Here is a 22,663-nt window from a genome sequence, read left to right on the forward strand (position 1 = left end):
GTTCGTGTATTACACCAGCTCGGCCAGCGCTGCCGGGCTGAAGCCCTTCAGTTCCTGGCCCGCGCCCGCCCGGACTTTCTTCGCCCAGTCCGGATTGCTGATCAGCGCGCGGCCGACCGCGATCAGGTCGAATTCGTCGCGCTCCATCCGCTCGACCAGCTTGTCGAGGTCGCTGTGCTGCGAGGTTTCGCCGCCGAACGCCGCGATGAATTCGCCCGACAGGCCGACCGAGCCGACGCTGATCGTCGCGGCACCGGTGAGCTTCTTCGCCCAGCCGGCGAAGTTGAGGCCGTTCTCGCCGTCGATCTCGGGGAACTCGGGCTCCCAGAAGCGGCGCTGCGAGCAGTGCAGCACGTCCGCGCCGGCATCGACCAGCGGCTGCAGCCAGGCGGCCATCTCGTCCGGGGTGGTGGCGAGACGGGCGCTATAGTCCTGCTGCTTCCACTGGCTGAGGCGCAGGATCACGGGCATGTCTGGGCCCACCGCCGCGCGCACCGCCTTGACCACCTCCACCGCGAAGCGCGAACGCTCGGGCAGGGTTGCGCCGCCATAGCCGTCCTCGCGGGTGTTGGTGCCGGCCCAGAAGAACTGGTCGATCAGATAGCCATGCGCGCCGTGGATCTCGACCGTGTCGAAGCCGAGCCGCTTGGCATCGGCCGCGGCCTTGGCGAAGGCGGCGATCGTCGCCTCGATGTCCTGCTCGGTCATCGCCACGCCCCGCGGCTTGCCCGGCGCGACGACGCCCGAGGGGCTTTCGACGTCGACCGCGGGCACCCAGTCGGTCTGGGCCCTGGTCGAGCCGGTGTGCCAGATCTGTGGCGCCATCTTGCCGCCCGCGGCATGGACCGCCTCGATCACCGTCTTCCAGCCGGCAAGGGCTGCATCGCCATGGAAGAAGGGGATGCCCGGATGGTTGCGGGAGGCCGGACGGTCGATCACCGTGCCTTCAGAAAGGATCAGGCCGACATCGCCCTCGGCACGGCGGCGGTAATAGGCGGCGTTGGCCGCACCGGGGATGCCCTCGGGCGCGAAGGTTCGCGTCATCGGCGCCATCACGATCCGGTTGGGCAGATCGAGCGACTTGATGCGGAACGGACGGAAGAGGACGTCGGTCGACGCGGTCATGGGGGCTCCGTTGCGGTTTGAAACTGATGTGAAGCTAGCGACTGCCGCGCACCGTTCAAGATGGCCGTGCGGCCGCGCAACAATTTACCGCCAGCTCGGGAGCCACATCCAGTAGGTGTAACTCTGGGTGTCATGGAGCGGCGCGGCAGAGAGGATCGGGTAGAAATAGCCGAAGCAGACCAGCGCCAGTGCCAGATACCATTCCTCCCAGCCCTTGGCGCGCAGCCGGTCGAACTGGTGGAAGGTCACCGGCAGCAGCATGCACAGGAAGAGTGCCGAAAGGTGGTAGTAATAATAGAAGCCCAGCGACTTGGGGATGATCGCGAAGATCGCCACCGAAAAGGTCCAGAGCAGCGCGAGCGCCAGGGGGCGCCACGCCTTGGTGCGAAACCACAGGACATAGCTGGCGAGCACCGCGATCAGGCCGCCCCACATGATCACCGGGTTGCCGATCAGCAGTACGCCGCGCTGGGCGCCGTGATCCCATTCGTAGAAGAACCAGATCGGCCGCAGCATCAGCGGCCAACTCCACCATTCGGACTGGTAATTGTGGTGGGGAAGCACCTGAGTCTGCGCCGCGTACATCTCGCGCTGGAGGTGGAGCAGCCCGCGCAGGCCGTCGGTCGCGCCGGTCAGGTAGAAGAAGGTGGGTGCGAAGGTGGCGAAATAGACGGGGATGCTGATCGCGCCGAGCAGGACGAGCGCCGCCAGCGTCGACAGCCCCTGCCAGTGCGGCTGGTCGCCCGAGAAGAACGCGGCGGCGATCGGGCGGCGGGCGCGGCGGGTGTCGCGCAACCGGACGGCGATTAGCGCCAGTCCGAACACGGCGATGTAGGGCGCCGCCGCCCATTTGACGGCGGTGGCGAGGCCCAGCAGCGCGGCGCCGGCGCACCAGCGCCAACGCACCTGCCCGCGGGTGCCGTGCATTGCCCAGAGCAGGAACACCATGCCCCATAGCAGGAAGGCGCCGAGGAACACGTCGAGCATCGCGGTGCGCGCCTGGACAAACAGGCTCTGGTCGAGCATCGCCAGCACCGCGCCGGTCACCGCCACGCGCATCCGCCCGCGCATCAGGATCCAGAGGAAGGCGAAGATGCCGAGCACCGTGGCGGTGCCCGCCAGCGTCGGCATCAGCCGCCAGCCGAACGGATTGTCGCCGAGCAGGTCCATCCCTGCGCCGATCAGTTCCTTGCCGAGCAGCGGATGCTCGGTGTTGCGCGGACTCGAGAGCTCGATCAGCGACTTGGCGGCGGGGACATAATGGACCTCGTCGAACATGATCTGACCCGGCTGGTCGATGTGCAGCGTGAACAGCAGCTGCGCGGCAAGGCCGAGGAGGAGGGCGACGAGCCCGGGACGGGTGGCGAGAGCCGATGGGCGGAGACGCATGGGGCAGGCCTAGCCGAGGCGCGCGCCGAGCGGAATAGGGCAGGTCCTCCCCGTCCCGGAGAAGGATCTTGGTGCTAAAGGTTGACGCGCCGCCCCCAAGCGCCGCAAAGCAGCGCCCATGAAGCGTCGTACCGGACAGGATCCCAGCGTCACCCGCAATTGGAAGCCCGCGACTCAGGCGGTGCGCGGCGGCACCGCGCGCTCCGAGTTCGGCGAGACCAGCGAGGCGCTGTTCCTCACCTCGGGCTATGCCTATGATTGCGCAGGCGATGCCGCCGCGCGCTTCGCCGGCGAACAGGCGGGCATGACCTATTCGCGCCTGCAGAACCCGACGGTGGAGATGCTCGAGCAGCGCATCGCCCTGCTCGAAGGCGCGGAGGCGTGCCGCACCATGGCGACCGGCATGGCGGCGATGACCGCGGCGCTCCTCTGTCAGGTGAGCCAGGGCGACCATATCGTCCAGGGCCGCGCCGCCTTCGGCTCGTGCCGCTGGCTGACCGACAGCCTGCTGCCGCGTTTCGGCGTGACCACCACGACGATCGACGCGCGCGATCCGCAGCAGTTCGAGGACGCGATCCGTCCGAACACCAAGCTCTTCTTCTTCGAGACGCCCGCCAACCCGACCATGGACGTGGTGGACCTCGAAGCCGTCTGCGCGATCGCCCGCAAGCACGGCATCGTCACCGTCGTCGACAATGCCTTCGCGACGCCCGCGCTCCAGCGGCCGATCGACTTCGGCGCCGACGTGGTCGCCTATTCCGCCACCAAGATGATGGACGGGCAGGGCCGCGTGCTCGCCGGCGCGGTCTGCGGGTCCGAGGACTTCATCATCAACACGCTGCTGCCCTTCACCCGCAACACCGGGCCGACGCTGAGCGCGTTCAACGCCTGGGTGGTGCTGAAGGGGCTGGAGACGCTGGACCTGCGCATCCGCCGCCAGAGCGAGAATGCGGTGAAGGTCGGCACCTTCCTCGAGCAGCGCGTGCCCCGCGTGAACTTCCCGGCGCTCCCCAGCCATCCGCAGCACGCGCTGTTCATGCGCCAGATGGCGGCGGCCGGCCCGATCTTCAGCTTCGAAGTCGATGGCGGCCGCGCCCAGGCGCACGCGCTGCTCGACGGGCTGGAGCTGATCGACATCTCCAACAATATCGGCGACTCGCGCTCGCTGATGACGCATCCGTCCTCGACCACCCATTCGGGCCTCGCCGAGGAAAAGCGGCTGGAGATGGGCATCACCGAAGGCATGATCCGCATCAATGTCGGTCTCGAAGACGCCGATGACCTGATCGCCGATCTCGATCAGGCGCTGCGAGGCGCCGGACTGTGAAGGCGCTCTTCACCGACGTGGCGACGACGCGCGGCGTGGTCGTCCGCGTTTCGGTGTCGTATCTGCCCGAACAATCCGAGCCGCGTCGCGGCCGCTGGTTCTGGGCCTATCACATCCGGATCGAGAATGAGGGCCCGGTGGCGGTGCAACTGCTCACCCGTCACTGGATCATCACCGACGGGCGCGGCTTGCGCCACACGGTGGAGGGCGAGGGCGTGATCGGCGAACAGCCGATGATCGCGCCCGGCGGCAGCTTCGACTATGTTTCGGGGTGCCCGCTCTCGACGCCGACGGGGTCGATGCAGGGCAGCTACCACATGATCGACGAGGACGGCGACGCGTTCGACGTGACCATCCCGCGTTTCGCGCTGGTCGCACCGGCGGTGGCGGGCGAACAGTGAAGCGTACCCATCTTCCCCTGAACGGCATGCGCGTGCTCGACGCCGCCGCGCGCCATCTGTCCTTCACCCGCGCCGCGGACGAGCTGGCGGTGACCCCCGCCGCCGTCGGCCAGCAGATTCGCGCGCTGGAGGATACCCTCGGCGTCGTGCTGTTCCGTCGCACCACTAAAGGTCTGGAACTCACCCCCGAGGCGGAAAGCGGGCTTACCGCGCTGCGCAACGGCTTCCTCCAGTTCGAGGAAGCGGTGCGCGCGATGCAGGCGGGGCAATCCTCCAAGTCGCTGACCATCGCCGCGCCGCGCGACCTGACCGCCAAATGGCTGATGCCGCGGCTCTCTGACATCGCCCGCGCCGATCCCGACCTGCGCTTCGTGCTGGTCCCGGCCGACGACGCGCTCGACTTCACCGAGGCCAATCTCGACCTGGCGATCCGCTGGGGCGAGGGGCCCGGCGAGCATGAGGGTGAGGCGCTGGAAAGCGACGGGATGGTCACGGTCGAGCGGCCCGGCGGCGGCAGCATCGACGTGCGGATTTCCTGGCCCGGCTGCATGGCCGAGGATGCCGGCTCGTTGGTCCGCGTTGCCGATGCCGGCCTCGCGATCGACGCGGCGGCGCAGGGGCTGGGCCGGGCGACCGTGCCCGAGCTACTGGCGCGCGCCGATATCGAGGGCGGCCGCGTCGCCGTCGTCGGCGAGCCCAAGGCGTCGCGGCTCGGTTATTGGCTGGTCGCGCCGCTGCCCCAATGGCGGCAGAAGAAGGTGCAGACGCTGGTCGAGGTGCTGGGCGGCTAGGCGGTTTTGGTCCGCCCGATCGGCACCGGCAGCAGCCGGCCCTGATCGTCGCCGATCACCATCACTTCCACCCCGAAGGCGTCGCGCAGCGGCTGATGGGCGAGCGCGGTCTCGGCTGGCCCGAACGCCACCGTACGGCCGTCGCGGAGCAACAGCACGTCGTCCGCCGCGCGGGCAGCCTGGACCAGATCGTGGAGCACGATCACCACGCCCATGCCGGTGGCGGCCAGCCCGCGCAGGCGATCGAGCAGGTCCAGCTGGTGGACCGGGTCGAGGCTCGCCAGCGGCTCGTCGGCGAGCAACCATTGCGGCTGCCCCGCCAGCACCCGCGCGAGCAGCACGCGGGCGCGCTCTCCGCCGGAAAGTTGGGTGACCAGCCGATCGGCGAGCGGACCGATCGCGGTGGTCTCGATCGCCGTATCGATCGCCGCGAGATCCTCGGCGGAAAGGCCGGCGAAGGGGGCGCGGTGCGGCAGCCGACCGAGCGCGACCAGATCGGCGACGCGCAGATCCCAGTGCACCGTCGCTTCCTGCGGCAGATAGCCGATCCGGCGGGCACGCTCGCGTGGTTCCAGCCGGGCGAGCAGCTTGCCACCGAGCTTTACCTGCCCGGTATCGGGATCGAGCAGCCCGGCGAGCGTGCGCACCAGCGTCGACTTGCCCGAGCCGTTGGGGCCGAGGATCGCGGTGACCCTGCCGGGCCGCAGCACCGCGTCGATCCCGTGCAGCACCCGCCGCTTGCCGAGGCTGACCGCAAGATCGGAAACGCTCAGTTCCATGTCGACCGCCGGAGCTTGAGGAGCAGCACGAAGAAGAAGGGGGTGCCGAGCAGCGCCATCGCGACGCCCAGGCGCACTTCGCTGGGGCCGGGGGAGAGCCGCACCAGGCTGTCCGCCGCCAGCAGCAGCGCCGCGCCGCCGAGCGCGCTGGGCAGCAGCAGCGCCGAGGGCCGGGCGCCGGTGAGCGGGCGGAGCAGATGGGGCACGATCAGTCCGACAAAGCCGACGATGCCGGTCACCGCCACGCTCGCGCCCACTGCCAGCCCGGTGCCGAGCACGACGAGCAGCTGCGTCCGCTCCAACCGTAGGCCCATCGAGCGTGCGGCCGCTTCGCCCAGCGTCAGCGCGTCGAGTGCACGGCCGGTGAGGAACAGCAGCCCGCAGCCGATCGCGATGAACGGCAGGGCGAGTTGCACCTCGGCATAGCTGCGGTCGGTCAGCGCGCCCATGATCCAGTCGAGGATTTCGGCGGTGGCATAGGGATTGGGCGCGATCGATATCAGGAAGCTGGTCAGCGCCGCGCCCAGGCTGGCGAGCACCGTGCCGGCGAGGATGAAGGCGACCGCACTCTCCGCCCGCCAGGCGAGCCCGGCGAGCAGCAGCATCGATCCGCACGCCGCCGCCATCGCGCAGCCGAACAGGACGAGCGGCGCGCTGCTCCCTAGCAGCACGATCGCGGCAACCGCGCCTAGCGCCGCACTGGAGGAGACGCCGACCACCGCCGGATCGGCAAGCGGATTGCGCAGAAAGCCCTGCAACACCGCGCCCGAGAGCCCCAGCGCCGCGCCGATCGCCAGGCCCAGGATCGCACGGGGCAGGCGCAGCTCGGCGATGATCCACCAGCGCGGATCGGGGCTGAACCAGGCGCTGGGCGGCACCCAGAATTTGCCCGCCATCAGTGATCCGGCGAACAGCAGCGCGACCAGCAGCGCCAGCCCGCCATTGAGCGCGATCCGGCTCATGACGCGAAGCTCGCTCTTTGGCACGGGCGCGCTGCAGCAGAATGGGCGTGGGCGATCGGCATGGATGCGCCCATAGCATTTCGGTCGCGCGCGCCTATCGAAACCTTGCGGGACGCGTGCGCCTGCGACGGGGCGGTGTGACCCCAAACCTTGGTATAGTCACCCCAAATCAAAGCGATGTCCTGCCGTGCGGACGTTCGATTCCGTCATGCTTCGGGCTGCGCGACAGTCCACCCGGCAAGACGGGATGGAACCATGTACCACCAGGCGTTGATCGATGTTGCTGCTCCGGCCCAGACGGGCGGAGCCCCCGAACTCACCGCGCTGCTGGCGGGTGCGATGCGGTCGCTCGACGAGGACCCGCCGCTCGCCCGGCGCTATCTGGAGCGGCTGTCGAGCCTGCTCGTCACGCCCGATGCCGATGCGGCCGCGGACCTGTTGCCTGACGGGCTGATGCGGGCCGACGGCGTCGCCAAGGGCGGCCTTGCCGGCTGGCAGCTTCGCCGCGTCGCCGCGCATGTCGACGCCTATCTCCAGGGACCGATCCTCACCTCCACGCTGGCGGAAGTGGCGCAGCTGAGCACCGGCCATTTCTGCCGTGCCTTCAAGATCAGCACGGGCGAGACGCCCCACGCCTATATCATCCGCCAGCGCATCCGCCGCGCCCAGTTGCTGATGCGCGATACCCGCGACACGCTGTCGCAGATCGCCTTTTCCTGCGGGCTGAGCGATCAGGCGCACCTCACCCGGCTGTTCCGCCGGCTGGTCGGCACCACGCCGCTCGTCTGGCGCCGCGCCTGGCAGCAGGGTGGCTGAAGGCAGCAGATTTCTTCAAGACAAGGGTGGCCCGGGCAGGGCAGCCGGGCTGTACGGCGTGCAGCACGGCGCCGTTTCGGAGGGGCTTTCGGGGCAGGGAGCGCAGCGGCGGGATGGAGAACAGGCAATCGCTGGCGATCGGCGCCTGGCGGGGCGTGTCGTTCGCCGTGGCGCAGATCGACGCCCTGGCAGCCGAGGATGACCTGCTTGTCGTCGGCATGCTCGAAAAGGACCTGGCCGGCGCGCACCGTGGTGGTGCCGAGGCGGTCGATCACGCGCTGCACGGCACGCTGTCCCGGTTGCGCGAGGGCGGGATCTTCACCGGCGGCTTCGGCGAGACGCTGATGCTCACCCGGCCGGCGGCGCCCATCCATGCGGCGACGCTGATGCTGATCGGTATGGGCACCTCGCTGCGTGCCAAGCCGGAGGCCGTTGGCAATCTCACCGGCCTGGCGATGCGTTCGGCGTTGCGGATCGGGGCTGCATCGGTCGGCTGCCTGCTCGGCTGGTCCGAACTCGATCTGCCCGAAGCGCTGGTCGCGCCCAGTGCTGCTGCGATGATGCGCGGCGCGCTCGCCGCCATCGATGCGCATGACGCGGAGGCGTTCCCGATGCGGTGGACCTTCGACATTCGCAACGGCGCTGCCGCCCAAACCACCGCCGCGCTTCGCGAAACCCTGATGGCCTGGCGCTGAGCCATGGGTGCGCCGCGCCACCAAAGCTGCTATGCTGCGCGCTCTGTCCGGGAGTTGGTGCGTTCACGATGTTAACCAGGGTTTCCAGCGGGCGTGCGCCGACACGCGGCACCGCGCCGATCCGCATCCTGCTGGTCGACGATCACATGCTGCTGCGCGAGGGCGTGCGCGCGGTCGTTTCCACCCAGCCTGACATGGAGATTGCCGGCGAGGCGAGCAGCGGGGCCGAGGCGATCGAGGCCTTTGCCCGGCTCCAGCCCGACCTGGTGCTGATGGACCTGCAGATGGCCGACATGTCCGGCCTGGAGGCGATCACCGCGATCCGCGCCGCGTCGCCGCACGCGCGGATCCTTGTGCTGACCACCTATTCGGGCGATGGTCGTGCGATCAAGGCGCTGCGCGCCGGCGCGATGGGCTATCTGCTCAAGGCCAGCCTGCGCAACCAGCTGCTCGAGGCGATCCGCTCGCTCCATCATGGCGGCAAGCATCTCGATGCCAGCGTGGCGACCGCGATCGCGCTGCACGTGCTGGACGAGGATCTCACCGAGCGCGAAGTCTCGGTGCTGACGCTGGCTGCCTGGGGCAATTCGAACAAGCAGATTGCCGCCCGGCTCGCGCTCTCCGAAGAGACGGTGAAGGGCCATATGAAGGCCCTGTTCGCCAAGCTCGGCGCCAATGACCGCACCCATGCGGTGACGATCGCGGCCAAGCGCGGGCTGATCGAACTCTGAGTCTATCGGGGCGCGCGAGGCTGCCCCCGATCGCATCAAACCCGTCCAATACCTGCGTGACCGCGACCGCCTAGGGCTGCGGGCGGCGGTCTGCTGCCGCACGTGCCTCTGCCGCGCGACACGAGACTGCCGACTGTTCAAAAGAATGGAACGGTAGAAGCAAGTTTATCCGAATTTTCGGAAAATGAGCGCCGGCTATTCTGCACCCAACCCTGCCGGACCCCGGCAGCAACAGGAGCCGCACCATGACCCTCACCGCCACCGCCACGCCGGGCAAGTCGCTGATCTCGCCGACCAATCACGCGCTCGTGCTGATCGACTTCCAGTCGCAGATGGCCTTCGCCACCAAGTCGATCGACGCGACGATCCTGCGCAACAATGCCGCACTGATCAGCCGCGGCGCCAAGTCCTTCGGCGTGCCGACGATCCTCACCACCGTCGCCGAGAAGAGCTTCTCGGGCCCGATGTTCAGCGAAGTGACCGATGCGTTCCCGGGCCAGAAGCTGCTCGACCGCACCTCGATGAACACCTGGGAAGACGCGGCGGTGATCGAGGAAGTCAACCGTATCGCCAAGCCGCGCATCGTGTTCGCGGGGCTCTGGACCAGCGTCTGCATCGTCGGTCCGGTCGCTTCGGCGATCGACCAGGGTTTCGAGGCCTATGTGATCACCGATGCCTGCGGCGACATCTCCACCGAAGCGCATGAGCGCGCGGTCGAGCGGATGATCCAGCTGGGCGCCGTGCCGATGACCTCGCTCCAGTATCTGCTCGAGCTGCAGCGCGATTGGGCGCGCGCCGAGACCTACGACTCGACCACCGGCATCGCGAAGCAGTGGGGTGGCGCCTACGGCCTCGGCGTCACCTACGCCAAGACGATGTTCGGCGCCTCCGAAGGCCATTGAGTTGCCCCCGGGCCCGGTGGCGCGCGCCCTCTCCAGCGTCGCCGGGCCCACCCCCTTTTCCTGCCCCCAACGACCAAGGAATGCTCCCATGACCTCCACCGTGACCACCAAGGACGGCGTCTCGATCTTCTTCAAGGATTGGGGCCCCAAGGATGCCCAGCCGATCATGTTCCACCATGGCTGGCCGCTCTCGTCGGACGATTGGGATGCGCAGCTGCTGTTCTTCCTCCAGCACGGCTTCCGCGTCGTCGCGCATGACCGCCGCGGCCATGGCCGCTCGCAGCAGGTGAGCGACGGCCACGACATGGATCACTATGCCGCCGACGCCGCTGCCGTCGCCGAGCACCTCAACCTGCGGGGCGCCGTGCACATCGGCCACTCGACCGGCGGCGGCGAAGTCGCGCGCTATGTCGCCAAGTACGGCATCCCGCAGGGCCGCGTCGCCAAGGCGGTGCTGGTCGCGGCCGTGCCGCCGATCATGGCGAAGACCGAAGCCTATCCCAACGGCCTGCCGATCAGCGTGTTCGACGGCTTCCGCAAGGGCACCGCGGACAACCGCGCGCAGTTCTTCCGCGATGTCGCCGCCGGCCCGTTCTACGGCTTCAACCGCGAGGGCGCCAAGGTCTATCCGGGCGTGATCGACAATTGGTGGCGCCAGGGCATGATGGGCAGCGCCAAGGCCCATTATGAAGGCATCAAGGCCTTCTCCGAAACCGACCAGACCGCCGACCTGAAGGCGATGACGGTGCCGACGCTGGTGCTCGCCGGCGACGACGACCAGGTGGTGCCGTACCACCAGGGCGCCGAACTGCAGGCCAAGCTGCTGCCGAACCCGACGCTGAAGATCTACCCGGGCTTCCCGCACGGAATGCTGACCACCCATGCCGACGTCATCAACCCCGACCTGCTCGCCTTCGTGCGCGGCTGATCGACCGCGCCGGGGAGGATCTGCAGATGAAGCCCTATCTTATCTCGCTTGCCGTCGGCCTGCTGGTCGGGGTGATCTACAGCCTCCTCGGCGTCCGCTCGCCGGCCCCCCCCACGATCGCGCTGATCGGCCTGCTCGGCATGCTCGTCGGCGAGCAGGTGGTGCCGGTGGTGAAGCGATTGTTCGCCGACCGCGACGTCGTCGCGTACATCCGCACCGATTGCGCCGAGCAGATCCTCGGCGTGCCGGTCAAGAAGCCCGACGACCAGGCATGAGCCTCACCCGACGCCAGACCCTTGCAGCCGCCGGCGCCACCGCCGCCGGTGCGCTGCTGCCTGCCCCGATCTTCGCAAGGAATGCCCGCATGCCCGCTACCGACCTGATCCTCGTCAACGCCCAGGTGACGACGCTCGACCGGGAGAACCCGGTGGCCGAGGCGATCGCGATCCGCGACGGCAAGTTCCTCGCGGTGGGCAGCGAAGCGGAGGTCCGCGCCGCCGCCGCACCGGGCGCGCAGGTGATCGACGCGCATCGCCGCCGGGTGATCCCGGGGCTGATCGACAGCCACATGCACATCATTCGCGGCGGCCTGAACTATAACATGGAACTGCGCTGGGACGGCGTGCCCAGCCTCGCCGACGCGATGGCGATGCTCAAGCGCCAGGTCGACAACACGCCTGCGCCGCAATGGGTGCGCGTGGTCGGCGGCTTCACCGAGCACCAGTTCGCCGAGAAGCGGCTGCCGACGATCGACGAGCTCAACGCCGTCGCGCCCGATACGCCCGTGTTCATCCTCCACCTCTATGATCGCGCGCTGCTCAATGCGGCGGCGCTGCGCGTGGTGGGCTATACCAAGGACACGCCGAACCCGCCGGGCGGCGAGATCGTCCGCGATGCCGCGGGCAACCCCACCGGCCTGCTGCTCGCCCAGCCCAACGCGACGATCCTCTATTCGACGCTCGCCAAGGGGCCCAAGCTTCCGCAAGACTATCAGCTCAATTCCACCCGCCATTTCATGCGCGAAGTGAACGGCCTGGGCGTCACCGGCGTGATCGACGCAGGGGGCGGCTTCCAGAACTATCCCGACGACTACAAGATCATCGAGAAGCTCCACGCCGACGGCCAGCTGACCGTGCGGATCAGCTACAACCTGTTCACCCAGAAGCCCAAGGAAGAGCTGGCCGACTTCGCCGGCTGGGTGAAGCAGGTGACGCCGGGGCAGGGCGACGACAGCTATCGCCACAATGGCGCGGGCGAGATGCTCGTCTACTCCGCCGCCGACTTCGAGGATTTCCGCGTCGCCCGCCCGGACATGCCGCCGACCATGGAAGGCGATCTCGAGCCGGTGATCCGCCTGCTCGCCGAGCATCGCTGGCCGTGGCGCCTCCATGCCACCTATGACGAGACGATCGGTCGCGCGCTCGACGTCTACGAGAAGGTCCACCGCGACATTCCGCTGACCGGTATCCACTGGTTCTTCGACCATGCCGAGACGATCAGCGACCGCAATATCGATCGCATTGCAGCGCTCGGCGGCGGCATCGCCGTGCAGCATCGCATGGCCTATCAGGGCGAGTATTTCGTCGAGCGCTACGGCGCCAAGGCCGCCGAGCGCACCCCGCCGATCGCCAAGATGCTCGCCGCCGGCCTGCCGGTGGGCGCGGGCACCGATGCGACCCGCGTTGCGAGCTATAACCCTTGGGTGTCGCTCAGCTGGCTGGTGACCGGCCGCACGGTGGGCGGGCTCAAGCTCTATCCGGGCGCCAACCGCGTCAGCCGCGAAAAGGCGCTCGCCATGTGGACGCACGAGAATACCTGGTTCTCGAACGAAGTCGGCAAGAAGGGCCAGATCAAGGCCGGCCAGCTGGCCGACCTGGCGGTGCTCTCGGCCGATTACTTCTCCGTCCCCGAGGACCAGATCGTCCATATCCGTTCGGTGCTGACGCTGCTCGGCGGGCAGGTCGTGCATGGCGATGGCGACTATGCCCCGCTCGCGCCCGCGCTGCCCCGCCCGATGCCCGACTGGTCGCCGGTCGCGACCTTCGGCGGCTATCACCAGTCGCCCGAGACCCGCGCCCAGTTCGCCTCCGCCTGCGCTTGCCACAGCAGCTGCTCGGTCCACGGCCACGACCATGCCGCAGCACTCGGCGCGCAGGTGCCCGCCGCCGACGTGCAGAGCTTCTGGGGCGCGCTCGGCTGCGGCTGCTGGGCGGTGTGATGCAGGGGGCTGCCCCATCCACCTGCGTTCCCCTCCCGCTTGCGGGAGGGGCTAGGGGTGGGGCTGGGCCGCCTCAGCGCTTCTTCCATGTCATTCCCTCCCCCAGCCCCTCCCGCAAGCGGGAGGGGAGCGATCCCTCCAGGAGTTTCGCCATGCGCCGCTTCCTCCTCGCCTCCGCCCTCGTCATCGCAACCCCGGCGCTCGCCCAGCAGACCGCCGACTATTCGGTCGGTCCGCAATACGACACCACCCACGTCTATGTGCCGGAAGACCAGTTCGACAGTTTCGTCACCAGCTTCGTAGGCACCTTCGGCGGCACGACGAGCAAGCAGGGCGTGTTTCAGGTGACGCCCACCACCAGCCTTACCAAGTCGCAGCTGGTGCTGACTCCCGCCGGCACCGTCTCGGTATTCGGGTTCAAGACGCCGATCCCCTTCCCCTTCGGCGACGAGCGCACCGGCTATCTGGTGACCGACATCGACGCCGCAGTGAAGGCCGCCCTGCAGCACGGCGCGGTCCGCCGGCTGGTGACCTTCCCCGATCCGATTGGCCGTGACTCGCTGATCCAGTGGCCGGGCGGCGTGAACATGCAGCTCTACTGGCACACCACCAAACCCAGCTACACGCCGCTCGAGACGGTGCCCGAGAACCGCATCTACCTGACCGAGGACGTCGCCGATCGCTTCGTGAAGAGCTGGGTCGGCTATACCAGGGGCACGGTGACCGCCGATGACCGCGCCGCACCCGGTGCCGAGGTCGGCGAGCCCGGCAAGACGATCCGCCGCATTTCGATCACCAGCGGCTATGGCAAGATGGTGGTGTTCGTCACCGACGGCCTGCTGCCCTGGCCCTATGGTCGCGACATGACCGGCTATGCGGTGCCCGATCTCGACGCGACGCTCGCCAAGGCCAAGGCCGCCGGCGTCGAGACGCTGGTGCAGCCTTACGCCGCAGCCGGTGGGCGCGCGGCGATCGTGCGCTTCCCCGGCGGCTATATCGCCGAGATCCACAGCGCCCCGGCCAAGTGACCATGGCGACGCCGGATCCGCGCTTCGTCGACGCCATTCTCGACTGGCGGCCGACCTGGTTCCTCGCCCGGCTGCTGCTGGTCGGCGCCTATCTGCTCGGCGGACTGGTCAAGCTCGCCGACTGGCAGGGGGCGGTGGCGGAGCAGGCGCATTTCGGCATGCACCCGCCCGCGCTCTGGGCGGCGCTGACCATCGCGGTGGAGCTGATCGGGCCGGTGCTGATCCTCACCGGCCGCTGGATCTGGCTGGGGGCGGGCATGCTGGGGGTGTTCACCCTGCTCGCCGCCTTCACCGCCAACGCCTTCTGGACGATGCCCCCGGGCCCCGAGCGGTTCGGCGCGACCAACGCCTTCTTCGAGCATCTCGGCCTGATCGGCGGCTTCGTCCTCGCGGCGCTGGTGGCGGAGCAGGCCAAGCGGCGTGGCTAGCTTCGCCGCGGCGATGGTGCTGGTGGCGCCCGCCGCGCAACTGCCGTCCGCCCCTCCCCCGACCCAGCTTCAGGCCGGTCAGGCCGGGGGCCTGACCGGCCTGAAGCTCGCAAGCGGGAGGGGAGCGCAGACTGCGGATTCACGACAAGTCGTGCCCGCCCCCGAACCCTGGCAGGCGCCGACGCTCAGCATCACCCGCTATGACGAGGACTGGTCCGATCTCGCCGATGCCGAGAAGCGCGCGCACCATTGGACCGGACCGTCCAAATACCTCCCCCTCGGGGGCGATGCGTGGCTCTCCACCGGCATCGAAGTCCGGCTGCGCGGCGAATCCTTCGCCAACAACGCCCTGGGCAACGCGACCTCGCCGGACGACGCGTATCTCTGGACCCGCGCGCTGCCCTATGCCGATCTCCATATCGGCCGCGTCCGCGCCTTTGCCCAGCCGATCCTCGCTTATGCCGCCGGTGTCCGCCCCGCCGCGAGCCCCGTGGACCAGACCCGAACCGACCTCCTCCAGGGCTTTGCCGAACTCGATCTCGGTGCGGTCACCCTGCGCGGCGGGCGGCAGATGCTGTCACTCGGCACCGAACGGCTGATCGGCACGCGCTACGGCCCCAATGTGCCGCTCGCCTTTGACGGCGTGCGCGGGATCGTTGCGGTGGGCCAGGCCAGGATCAGCCTGCTCGCCGTCGGGCCAGTGGCACCGCGGCCGGGGACCTTCGACGACCGCACTTCTCCGACCAAGCGGCTCTGGGGCGCCTATGCGGTGCTGCCGGGCATCGACCTCTATTATCTCGGTTATCGCAACCGCACCGCGCAGTTCGGCACCCGCACCGGCCGCGAGCTGCGCCACAGCTTCGGCGCGCGCGTCTATGGCACCCGCGACGACTGGCACTGGAATATCGAGGGCGTCGCCCAGTTCGGTCGCTTCGCCGATGGGCCTATCGCCGCCTGGACGCTCGGCACCGAGCTTGGTCGCACGCGGCCAAGCCTGCCCTTCGCACCCGACGCGGTGCTGCGCTTCAACGTGATCAGCGGCGACGGCCATGCCGGGGATCGCCGGCTGGGCACGTTCAACGCGCTGTTCCCCAAGGGCAAATATTTCGGCGAGCTGTCGCCGGTCGGCCCGTACAACCTGATCAACCTCAACCCGCGCATCGCCGGCACGCTGGGCAAGGGCGTCTCCGCCAGCATCGCCGGCAGCGCCTATTGGCGTTACAGCAGGGCGGACGGCGTCTACGACATCCCCGGCAACCTGCTCCGCGCGCCCGGCGCCAGCCGCGCTCGCTTCATCGGCAAGCAGATTGAAGGCGCCATCGCCTGGCAGGCGACCTCCGAGCTCGAGCTTTCCGCCTCGATTTCCTTCTTCCAGGCCGGCCGCTTCCTGCGCGAGGCTGGCGCGCCCCGTCCGATCCGGATGATCGGCCTGGAAGGCAATTTCCGATTCTGAGGACCCCCGCCATGGCCGACCCCAAGACCGCCGCTTCCCCGCTACCGCCGCTGCTCCTACTGCTGTCCGTCACCACCGGGCTGGTGGATGCGGTGAGCGTGCTCGGGTTGGGCAAGGTGTTCACCGCCAACATGACCGGGAACATCGTATTCCTCGGCTTCGCGGCGGCGGGCACGCCGGGCTTCACCATCGCGCCCTATATCGTGGCGCTGGCATCCTTCCTGGTCGGCGCGTTGGTGGCGGGCAAGGTTGGCGCGCATCTCGCCGGGCAGCCGCTGCGGCGCTGGCTGGTGCTGGCAGCGGTGACCGAGGCGGCGCTTTTCGGCGTGGCCGCGGGCGTCGCCGCCTGGGCCGGCGCGATGGGCATCCTGCCGGAGACCTGCGTGTTCGCGATCATCGCCTTGACCGCGATCGCGATGGGCTTCCGCAACGCCACGATCCGCCAGCTCAAGGTGCCCGACATCACCACCACCGTACTCACCCTGACGCTCACCGGCATCGCCGCCGATTCGCACTTCGCCGGCGGACGCAACCCCAATATCGGGCGGCGGCTTGCGGCGGTGGTGGCGATCCTGCTCGGCGCGTTCCTCGGCGCGGTACTGGTCAACCGCTACGGCCTGGCGATTCCGCTGCTGGTGGCGGGGCTTACCGTGTTGGTCGGCACGCTCGCCTGTGTGCGCCATCCGATCGCTGCCGAGCCGTTGCGGCCCTGATCGTCCGCACCCCTTTGACAGCCCGGCGATCGCTCCCTATCGGCCAGCCATGACGCTCCAGCACACCGACTCCATCCTGATCGTCGATTTCGGCAGCCAGGTGACCCAGCTGATCGCCCGCCGCGTTCGCGAAGCCGGGGTCTATTCCGAGATCGCCCCCTTCACCACCGCCGCCGAGGCCTTTGCCCGGATGCAGCCCAAGGGCATCATCCTCTCCGGCTCGCCCGCCTCGGTCCTCGACGAGGGCAGCCCCCGCGTCCCGCAGGAGATCTTCGACAGTGGCCTGCCGGTGCTGGGCATCTGCTACGGCGAGCAGGTGATGATGCACCAACTGGGCGGCCAGGTGGTGCTGGGCGACAGCGGCGAGTTCGGCCGCGCCTTTATCGAGATCGCCGATGGCTGTGCGCTGTTCGACGGCCTGTGGCAGACCGGCGAAACCCACCAGGTGTGGATGAGCCATGGCGACAAGGTGGCGAACCTGGCCCCGGGCTTCCGCCCGGTCGCGGCGAGCCCCGGCGCACCCTATGCGGTGATCGCCAATGACGAGCGGCGCTATTATGCGATGCAGTTCCATCCGGAAGTCGTCCACACCCCCGACGGCGCCAAGCTGCTGGCGAACTTCGTGCGCCATGTCTGCGGCCTGTCGGGCGACTGGACCATGGCCGAGTTCCGCGCCGCCAAGATCGCCGAGATCCGCGCGCAGGTGGGCGACGGCAAGGTGATTTGCGGCCTGTCGGGCGGCGTCGATTCCGCGGTGGCTGCGGTGCTGATCCACGAGGCGATCGGTGACCAGCTGACCTGCGTGTTCGTCGACCATGGCCTGATGCGCGCCGGCGAGGCCGATCAGGTCGTCACCATGTTCCGCGAGCATTACCATATCCCGCTCGTCCATGTGGACGCGGAGGAACTATTCCTCGGCGGCCTCGCCGGCGTCACCGACCCCGAGGCGAAGCGCAAGTTCATCGGCAAGACCTTCATCGACGTGTTCGAGGCCGAGGCGAAGAAGATCGGCGGCGCCGATTTCCTGGCGCAGGGCACGCTGTACCCGGACGTGATCGAGAGCGTCAGCTTCACCGGCGGCCCGTCGGTGACGATCAAAAGCCACCACAATGTCGGTGGCCTGCCGGCGCGGATGAACATGCAGCTGGTCGAGCCGCTGCGCGAGCTGTTCAAGGACGAGGTCCGCGCGCTGGGCCGCGAGCTTGGGCTGCCGGACGTGTTCGTCGGCCGCCATCCGTTCCCGGGGCCCGGCCTGGCGATCCGCATCCCCGGCGAGGTCACCAAGGAACGCTGCGACATCCTGCGCAAGGCCGACGCGATCTATCTCGAGGAGATCCGCAATGCCGGGCTCTACGACGCGATCTGGCAGGCCTTCGCGGTGCTCACCCCGGTGCGCAGCGTCGGCGTGATGGGCGACGGCCGCACCTATGACAGCGTGCTGGCGCTGCGTGCGGTGACCTCGATCGACGGCATGACCGCCGAGGCCTTCGAATTCCCCGCCGGCTTCCTCCCGCGGGTGGCGACGCGCATCGTCAACGAGGTGCGCGGCGTGAACCGGGTGACCTACGACTATACGAGCAAGCCGCCCGGGACGATCGAGTGGGAATGATTTTTACCCCTCCGGTAGTATCCTTTTGTACGCTCTGGCACGCCATAATACATTGAAACATAAAGATAATTGTGCCAGTGGCTATCGCCGTCTATCGAGGGGCAGTGCTCCGATTTGACGGTATAGCAGACGGTATGGGGGAACTTGTTTGATCGGGAATTTCGCTATACCGTCACAGCTAAGAGAGCTGCTGACGGTATTTTTTTTGGTATTAATAGGCTGATTTAAAACGGGAATCATGCCTTCAGCATCGCCTGTTTTGGCCTGACGGTATAATCGGCGCCTCTCTCCGGTTTTTAGACGGTTTTGGAGGCCCCCATGCTTACTGACACTGCGATTAAGGCGCTGAGATCACAGAATAAATTGTACAAGGTGAGCGATCGTGACGGTATGTACGTCGTAGTGCAGCCGTCTGGGGCGATCGTGTTCCGGTACGACTACCGCCTCAACGGACGTCGCGAGACGCTCACGCTCGGCCGATATGGCCCAGATGGCCTCTCGCTTGCCAGGGCTCGCGAGAAGCTGATCGATGCGAAGCGGGCCATTTCAGAGGGACGGTCTCCTGCTCAAGAGAAGCAGCACGACAAGCGACGATTGAAGGAGGCGAAGAGGTTCGGCGAGTTCGGCGAGAAGTGGTTCCAGGAGTCGCGCATGGCCGACAGCACGAGCGCCATGCGGCGCTCGATCTACGAACGCGACATCTTGCCAACATTTCGAAACAGGCTTCTGACGGAGATCGCGCCTGACGATCTCCGCATGATGTGCGGGAAAGTGAAGGATCGCGGCGCTCCAGCCACGGCCGTCCATGTGCGGGATATCGTGAAGCTGATCTTTGCGTTCGCGATTTTGCATGGCGAGAAGGTCGCCAACCCGGCGGATGAAGTTGGGCCCGCGTCTATCGCGACCTTCGTACCGAAGGATCGTTCGCTATCACCTGCGGAGATCCGCGTCATGCTCGGTCAGCTCGATCATGTACCGACCCTGCCGACTATACGGCTGGGAATGAAGCTCTTCCTTCTTACGATGGTCAGGAAAAGCGAGCTGCAGGACGCGACGTGGGATGAAGTCGATTTCGAGAACGCCGTCTGGTCGATACCCAAGCAGCGAATGAAGCGGTCGAAGGCACACAACGTCTATCTGTCACAGCAGGCCGTCGACATCTTCATCGCGCTGAAAACCTGCGCAGGCAATTCGCGCTATGTCCTTCCGTCGCGATATGACGCTGACGCGCCGATGTCGCGGGCGACGTTCAACCGGATCACGACCGCAGTCGTTGTCAGAGCGAAAAAGGAGGGGCTGCCACTCGAACCCTTCACTGTTCACGATCTTCGACGCACAGGCTCGACCCTGTTGAATGAGCTCGGCTTCAACAGCGACTGGATCGAGAAGTGCCTGGCGCACGAGGACGGAAGGTCCTCGCGTGGTGTCTACAACAAGGCGGAGTACGAGCATCAACGCCGGCATATGATGCAGGAGTGGTCTAATCTGGTGGACGCATGGGTCTTGGGGCGGAAGTATGTCCCGACTCTGCTCCCGGCCACGATGGAGCTGCTTGAGCTCGAGCCTAGTGTTTGACGGGCCGCGAACGGCGCAATCTCACGTCAGGACTGGGAGCGCGTTTAACAGTATTTGCCCGAGAGGCACGGCGTCGAGCGTCGAGCCAGGCTTCGACCTCTGCCAAGTCCCAGACGACGCAGCGTGAGGTGAGATAAAAGCGCCGCGGGAATTCTCCTCGCTGCTCCATGTCGTAGATCGTGCTGTCGGCAAGTGGCACGATCTCTCGTAGCTGCTGCCGGCGAATTGTTCTGCGGGCGACATGCGGGGCAGCGCTCATACTGTATCTCCACTTCTTTGCTCTTGTGGAGATAGAAGGCGATAGATCTTCCGCTTTGAAGCCCGCGCGTGAACGTGTGCGGTAATATCGGGCTATAGCGTGCAAATCGGACGGGTGGCCTCAAAGGGCAAGTGTCTTCTAGGAGCGTCGGCCGACCCTTCGGCTCTTGTTTGAAGCGCCGCCGCCCGTGGAATTTCACCCCGGTGGTACGCGAGATTCACTTCAAAATCCAGTTCCGAGTGGAGGAGTGCCGGTTCGACCCCGGCCGCCCGCACCACCTTCTCATTCGGCAAAATCTAGGTCCCTGAGTTCGGCTTTGGTTATGGCCGCCTAGATTCTCATGCGCATCCGTGAAAGAGATCGGTGGTGCGCGATGTCGACGCCTCTCGGCCCAGGTCGACGCGCTCGTCGGTCAGGCTGAGGTCGACTCCGATGTCGGGGGTAGCGGTCCTGAAAGGCGAAGATCAGCCGGCTGATGTGCAAGGCCCCCAAGGCCGCCGTGCAGGAGATCCGGATCGTGCCGGCCGGCACGCCGCGCGCCTCATCCCCGGCCTGTTCGACCAGCCGCAGGATCTGGACCTGTCTTAGCGAATGCACGCCCTCGACCATCAAATCTCGTGCAGGAGCGCAGGTTTGGAGCGCTGAGGAGAGTGGTTGCGGGAGCTCGCAGATCGGATAATCGGCAAGCGAGCGATCTAGCCAGCGTGGGAGCTGTACAATTGCCCCTCGATGGAAGCTGATGGGCGGCTTCCAGACCTGAGGAGGAACGATCATGAAGCATCATGCCGGGCTGGACGTGTCCTTGGACGAGACGAGCGTGTGCATCGTAGACGAGGCTGGAGCCTACGTCGCAGAAGCCAAGGTGGCGAGCGATTCTGCGGCGCTTACCGACTTCTTCATGCGACCGGGCTGAGCTTCGGACGGTGGGTCTGGAAGCCTGTCCCCTCTCGCAATAGCTCTATAGCGGGCTTGCCGGCGCGGGCCTTCCCGTCGTCTGTATCGAGGTCAGGCGGGCGAAGGCTGACCTCTCGGCGATGATCAACAAAACGGATCGGAACGATGCTCGCGGCATCGCACAGATGATGCGGACGGGCTGGTTCCAGCCTGTGCATGTGAAGACCACCGAGAGTCACGAGCTTCGTTTCCTGCTCGTCGCCCGCAAGCTGCTTCTCAAACAACAATACGAGATCGAGGGCTGCATTCGCGGATCGCTGAAGGTGTTCGGATTGAAGATCGGCGTCGTCACCAAAAGGATGTTCGAAGAGCGGGTGTGCGAGTTGATCGATTAACGGTCGCTACTTGTCACCATCGTTCGAGCCGCTGCTGCGCGCCCGCACTTCGAACATCATAATCTCTGTGACGAGGTACTAGGTGCCGCACAGGTGCGCGGATCACAGGAAGCAGGATTTGCTGAAGCCCCTGTGCACAAACATGTTCTCAACGGGCATGTACAGCTTATTGCCTCATTTTTGAGGCGGCCTTTCAGCGCGACAATGGCCGAGCGTGGGATAGCCGTTGGAGCGTCGGACCCTCCGACCCGGTCAGGATTCGGCGATAGAAACAGCTGGGTCGGCCGGTGTGACAACAGCCGCCGTCGCCTGCGACGCTCACCTTGAGCCAGACCGTGTCCTGATCACAGTCGATGCGCAGTTCTTCGACCTGTTGGATCTGCCCGCTTGTCGCGCCCTTATGCCAGAGACGCTGGCGGGACCGGCTCCAGTACCAGGCCTGGCCGGTCTCGATCGTCTTGTTCAACGCCTCCGCATTCATCCACGCTAGCATCAGCACCACTCCACTCGCGACGTCTGTCGCGACAGCGGGAATGAGCCCGACCTCATTGAACCCTGGCAACAGGGCCGAGCATTCTTCGATCATCTCCGCAGGGTCCGCTCTTAATGGGTCAGGTCGCTGATCTTCCAGTGGCATTGGCATTCCTTGATTGGCGCGTACCAGTTCTATGGATGATCGTCCGGCCTGAGCGATCGCCACTGTGCGCTGCGGATCGCTCGAATCGTTGCGATTAACGGGTCCGCCGTTCGTTCGCAGGCTTGACGATATCAAGCTCGACGTCTTGCCGCGCTTCAGATACATCGCATGCGCAAGTCGGGCCGGCATCCACTCGATTGGATGAAGCCCTGCGCCAACGCATCACGGCGTAGCCGATGGCTGCGGCCAAGAATGCCAGCACGGCGGTCAATGCAAGACCCTGTCCGCTAAGCCAGCCCACGACACCACCTACTGCCGAGCCGATAAAAAGCGGCCCAAGTCAGCAAAGCGCGACCAGTGGCGCGACGACAATCGCCGTCATAAGCCCCGCTGCTGGCTTTTCGTTCATCAAACCTCACTTTCCGCGCTAGTGGCGCTGCCAAGCCATCTGTGCTGCGCTGCTCGTTAGTTCACATTGACGGTCGTCACATTAGAACTGCTACACCCTGTACTAAGTACAGGGTCAATACCGAATTTTCATCCGATTGGCTGGTCGACTAGCTTCACCATGTCTGCGCCCGCGCTCCTGGGTTGGCGCATCGCCGACG

At 66.8% G+C, this 22,663-nt stretch carries 23 protein-coding genes and 1 pseudogene; 18 read left to right on the top strand and 6 right to left on the bottom strand.

Going from position 1 to position 22,663, the window contains the following annotated elements:
- Positions 1-9 precede the first annotated feature (9 nt).
- On the bottom strand, positions 10-1,125 hold the full coding sequence (locus GGR89_RS17415) for an NADH:flavin oxidoreductase (RefSeq protein WP_125972511.1): 1,116 nt from the start codon (positions 1,123-1,125) through the stop codon (positions 10-12).
- Between the two features lie 84 nt (positions 1,126-1,209).
- Positions 1,210-2,514, bottom strand: coding sequence for a phospholipid carrier-dependent glycosyltransferase (locus GGR89_RS17420; protein WP_125972513.1), 1,305 nt, complete (start codon positions 2,512-2,514; stop codon positions 1,210-1,212).
- A 118-nt stretch (positions 2,515-2,632) separates the two neighbouring features.
- On the opposite strand from GGR89_RS17420, the gene GGR89_RS17425 reads away from it, so the two are divergent.
- From GGR89_RS17425 to GGR89_RS17435, 3 genes are read left to right on the top strand one after another with little or no spacing between them, the layout of a single operon-like run.
- Positions 2,633-3,841, top strand: a complete 1,209-nt coding sequence (locus GGR89_RS17425) for a trans-sulfuration enzyme family protein (protein WP_125972515.1) — start codon at positions 2,633-2,635, stop codon at positions 3,839-3,841.
- A complete protein-coding gene (gene apaG, locus GGR89_RS17430) occupies positions 3,838-4,242 on the top strand; it encodes a Co2+/Mg2+ efflux protein ApaG (protein WP_125972517.1) in 405 nt (134 codons plus the stop codon). The genes GGR89_RS17425 and apaG overlap by 4 nt, the downstream gene beginning before the upstream one ends.
- Complete coding sequence (locus tag GGR89_RS17435) at positions 4,239-5,033, top strand: LysR family transcriptional regulator (RefSeq protein WP_125972519.1); 795 nt, start codon at positions 4,239-4,241, stop codon at positions 5,031-5,033. The genes apaG and GGR89_RS17435 overlap by 4 nt, the downstream gene beginning before the upstream one ends.
- On the opposite strand, the gene GGR89_RS17440 is transcribed toward GGR89_RS17435, so the two are convergent.
- The gene (locus tag GGR89_RS17440; protein WP_125972521.1) at positions 5,030-5,812 is read right to left on the bottom strand and encodes an ABC transporter ATP-binding protein; all 783 of its coding nucleotides are present in this window, start codon (positions 5,810-5,812) and stop codon (positions 5,030-5,032) included. The genes GGR89_RS17435 and GGR89_RS17440 overlap by 4 nt on opposite strands.
- The gene (locus tag GGR89_RS17445) at positions 5,803-6,774 is read right to left on the bottom strand and encodes a FecCD family ABC transporter permease (RefSeq protein WP_125972523.1); all 972 of its coding nucleotides are present in this window, start codon (positions 6,772-6,774) and stop codon (positions 5,803-5,805) included. The genes GGR89_RS17440 and GGR89_RS17445 overlap by 10 nt, the downstream gene beginning before the upstream one ends.
- 255 nt (positions 6,775-7,029) lie before the next feature.
- Between GGR89_RS17445 and GGR89_RS17450 the strand changes: the two genes are divergently transcribed.
- The 13 genes from GGR89_RS17450 (at position 7,030) to GGR89_RS17510 (ending at position 19,870) form a co-directional block, all read left to right on the top strand.
- The gene (locus tag GGR89_RS17450; protein WP_125972525.1) at positions 7,030-7,590 is read left to right on the top strand and encodes a helix-turn-helix domain-containing protein; all 561 of its coding nucleotides are present in this window, start codon (positions 7,030-7,032) and stop codon (positions 7,588-7,590) included.
- 113 nt (positions 7,591-7,703) lie between these two features.
- Entirely contained in the window at positions 7,704-8,285 is a 582-nt protein-coding gene (locus GGR89_RS17455) for a M17 family peptidase N-terminal domain-containing protein (protein WP_209092338.1), read from the top strand.
- A gap of 68 nt (positions 8,286-8,353) precedes the next feature.
- Positions 8,354-9,016, top strand: coding sequence for a response regulator (locus GGR89_RS17460; RefSeq protein WP_125972527.1), 663 nt, complete (start codon positions 8,354-8,356; stop codon positions 9,014-9,016).
- A gap of 245 nt (positions 9,017-9,261) precedes the next feature.
- Positions 9,262-9,918, top strand: a complete 657-nt coding sequence (locus GGR89_RS17465) for a hydrolase (RefSeq protein WP_125972529.1) — start codon at positions 9,262-9,264, stop codon at positions 9,916-9,918.
- A gap of 88 nt (positions 9,919-10,006) precedes the next feature.
- Positions 10,007-10,846: an alpha/beta fold hydrolase gene (locus GGR89_RS17470; RefSeq protein WP_125972531.1), complete on the top strand. Its 840-nt coding sequence runs from the start codon at positions 10,007-10,009 to the stop codon at positions 10,844-10,846.
- Positions 10,847-10,872: 26 nt separating this feature from the next.
- Positions 10,873-11,121, top strand: a complete 249-nt coding sequence (locus tag GGR89_RS17475; protein ID WP_125972533.1) for a XapX domain-containing protein — start codon at positions 10,873-10,875, stop codon at positions 11,119-11,121.
- Between the two features lie 89 nt (positions 11,122-11,210).
- Positions 11,211-13,064, top strand: a complete 1,854-nt coding sequence (locus GGR89_RS17480) for an amidohydrolase (protein WP_125972574.1) — start codon at positions 11,211-11,213, stop codon at positions 13,062-13,064.
- Between the two features lie 152 nt (positions 13,065-13,216).
- Positions 13,217-14,092, top strand: a complete 876-nt coding sequence (locus GGR89_RS17485) for a VOC family protein (RefSeq protein ID WP_125972535.1) — start codon at positions 13,217-13,219, stop codon at positions 14,090-14,092.
- 2 nt (positions 14,093-14,094) lie between these two features.
- Positions 14,095-14,520 carry a DoxX family protein gene (locus GGR89_RS17490; protein WP_125972537.1) on the top strand — a complete coding sequence of 142 codons (426 nt, stop codon included), beginning with the start codon at positions 14,095-14,097 and terminating at the stop codon, positions 14,518-14,520.
- Positions 14,513-15,973 (top strand): alginate export family protein, encoded by a 1,461-nt coding sequence (locus tag GGR89_RS17495; RefSeq protein WP_241217794.1) that lies wholly within the window; start codon positions 14,513-14,515, stop codon positions 15,971-15,973. Before GGR89_RS17490 ends, GGR89_RS17495 begins: the two co-directional genes overlap by 8 nt.
- Before the next feature lie 11 nt (positions 15,974-15,984).
- Complete coding sequence (locus tag GGR89_RS17500) at positions 15,985-16,686, top strand: YoaK family protein (protein WP_125972539.1); 702 nt, start codon at positions 15,985-15,987, stop codon at positions 16,684-16,686.
- Between the two features lie 49 nt (positions 16,687-16,735).
- The gene (gene guaA, locus GGR89_RS17505; RefSeq protein ID WP_125972541.1) at positions 16,736-18,295 is read left to right on the top strand and encodes a glutamine-hydrolyzing GMP synthase; all 1,560 of its coding nucleotides are present in this window, start codon (positions 16,736-16,738) and stop codon (positions 18,293-18,295) included.
- A gap of 318 nt (positions 18,296-18,613) precedes the next feature.
- Positions 18,614-19,870, top strand: coding sequence for a tyrosine-type recombinase/integrase (locus GGR89_RS17510; protein ID WP_126847141.1), 1,257 nt, complete (start codon positions 18,614-18,616; stop codon positions 19,868-19,870).
- Here the strand turns inward: GGR89_RS17510 and GGR89_RS17515 are convergent.
- A complete protein-coding gene (locus tag GGR89_RS17515) occupies positions 19,860-20,129 on the bottom strand; it encodes a helix-turn-helix transcriptional regulator (protein WP_126847143.1) in 270 nt (89 codons plus the stop codon). The genes GGR89_RS17510 and GGR89_RS17515 overlap by 11 nt on opposite strands.
- Before the next feature lie 772 nt (positions 20,130-20,901).
- On the opposite strand from GGR89_RS17515, the gene GGR89_RS17525 reads away from it, so the two are divergent.
- Both GGR89_RS17525 and GGR89_RS17530 read left to right on the top strand, forming a co-directional pair.
- Positions 20,902-21,042, top strand: a complete 141-nt coding sequence (locus GGR89_RS17525; protein ID WP_167713014.1) for a hypothetical protein — start codon at positions 20,902-20,904, stop codon at positions 21,040-21,042.
- A 58-nt stretch (positions 21,043-21,100) separates the two neighbouring features.
- Positions 21,101-21,418 (top strand): annotated as a pseudogene (locus tag GGR89_RS17530) (IS110 family transposase); the annotation flags it as partial.
- Between the two features lie 193 nt (positions 21,419-21,611).
- On the opposite strand, the gene hisI reads toward GGR89_RS17530, so the two are convergent.
- Entirely contained in the window at positions 21,612-22,220 is a 609-nt protein-coding gene (gene hisI / locus GGR89_RS22820; protein ID WP_332299652.1) for a phosphoribosyl-AMP cyclohydrolase, read from the bottom strand.
- Positions 22,221-22,663: the final 443 nt, after the last annotated feature.

It is taken from the genome of Sphingomonas trueperi, from assembly GCF_011927635.1.
Taxonomy (GTDB): Bacteria; Pseudomonadota; Alphaproteobacteria; order Sphingomonadales; family Sphingomonadaceae; genus Sphingomonas; species Sphingomonas trueperi.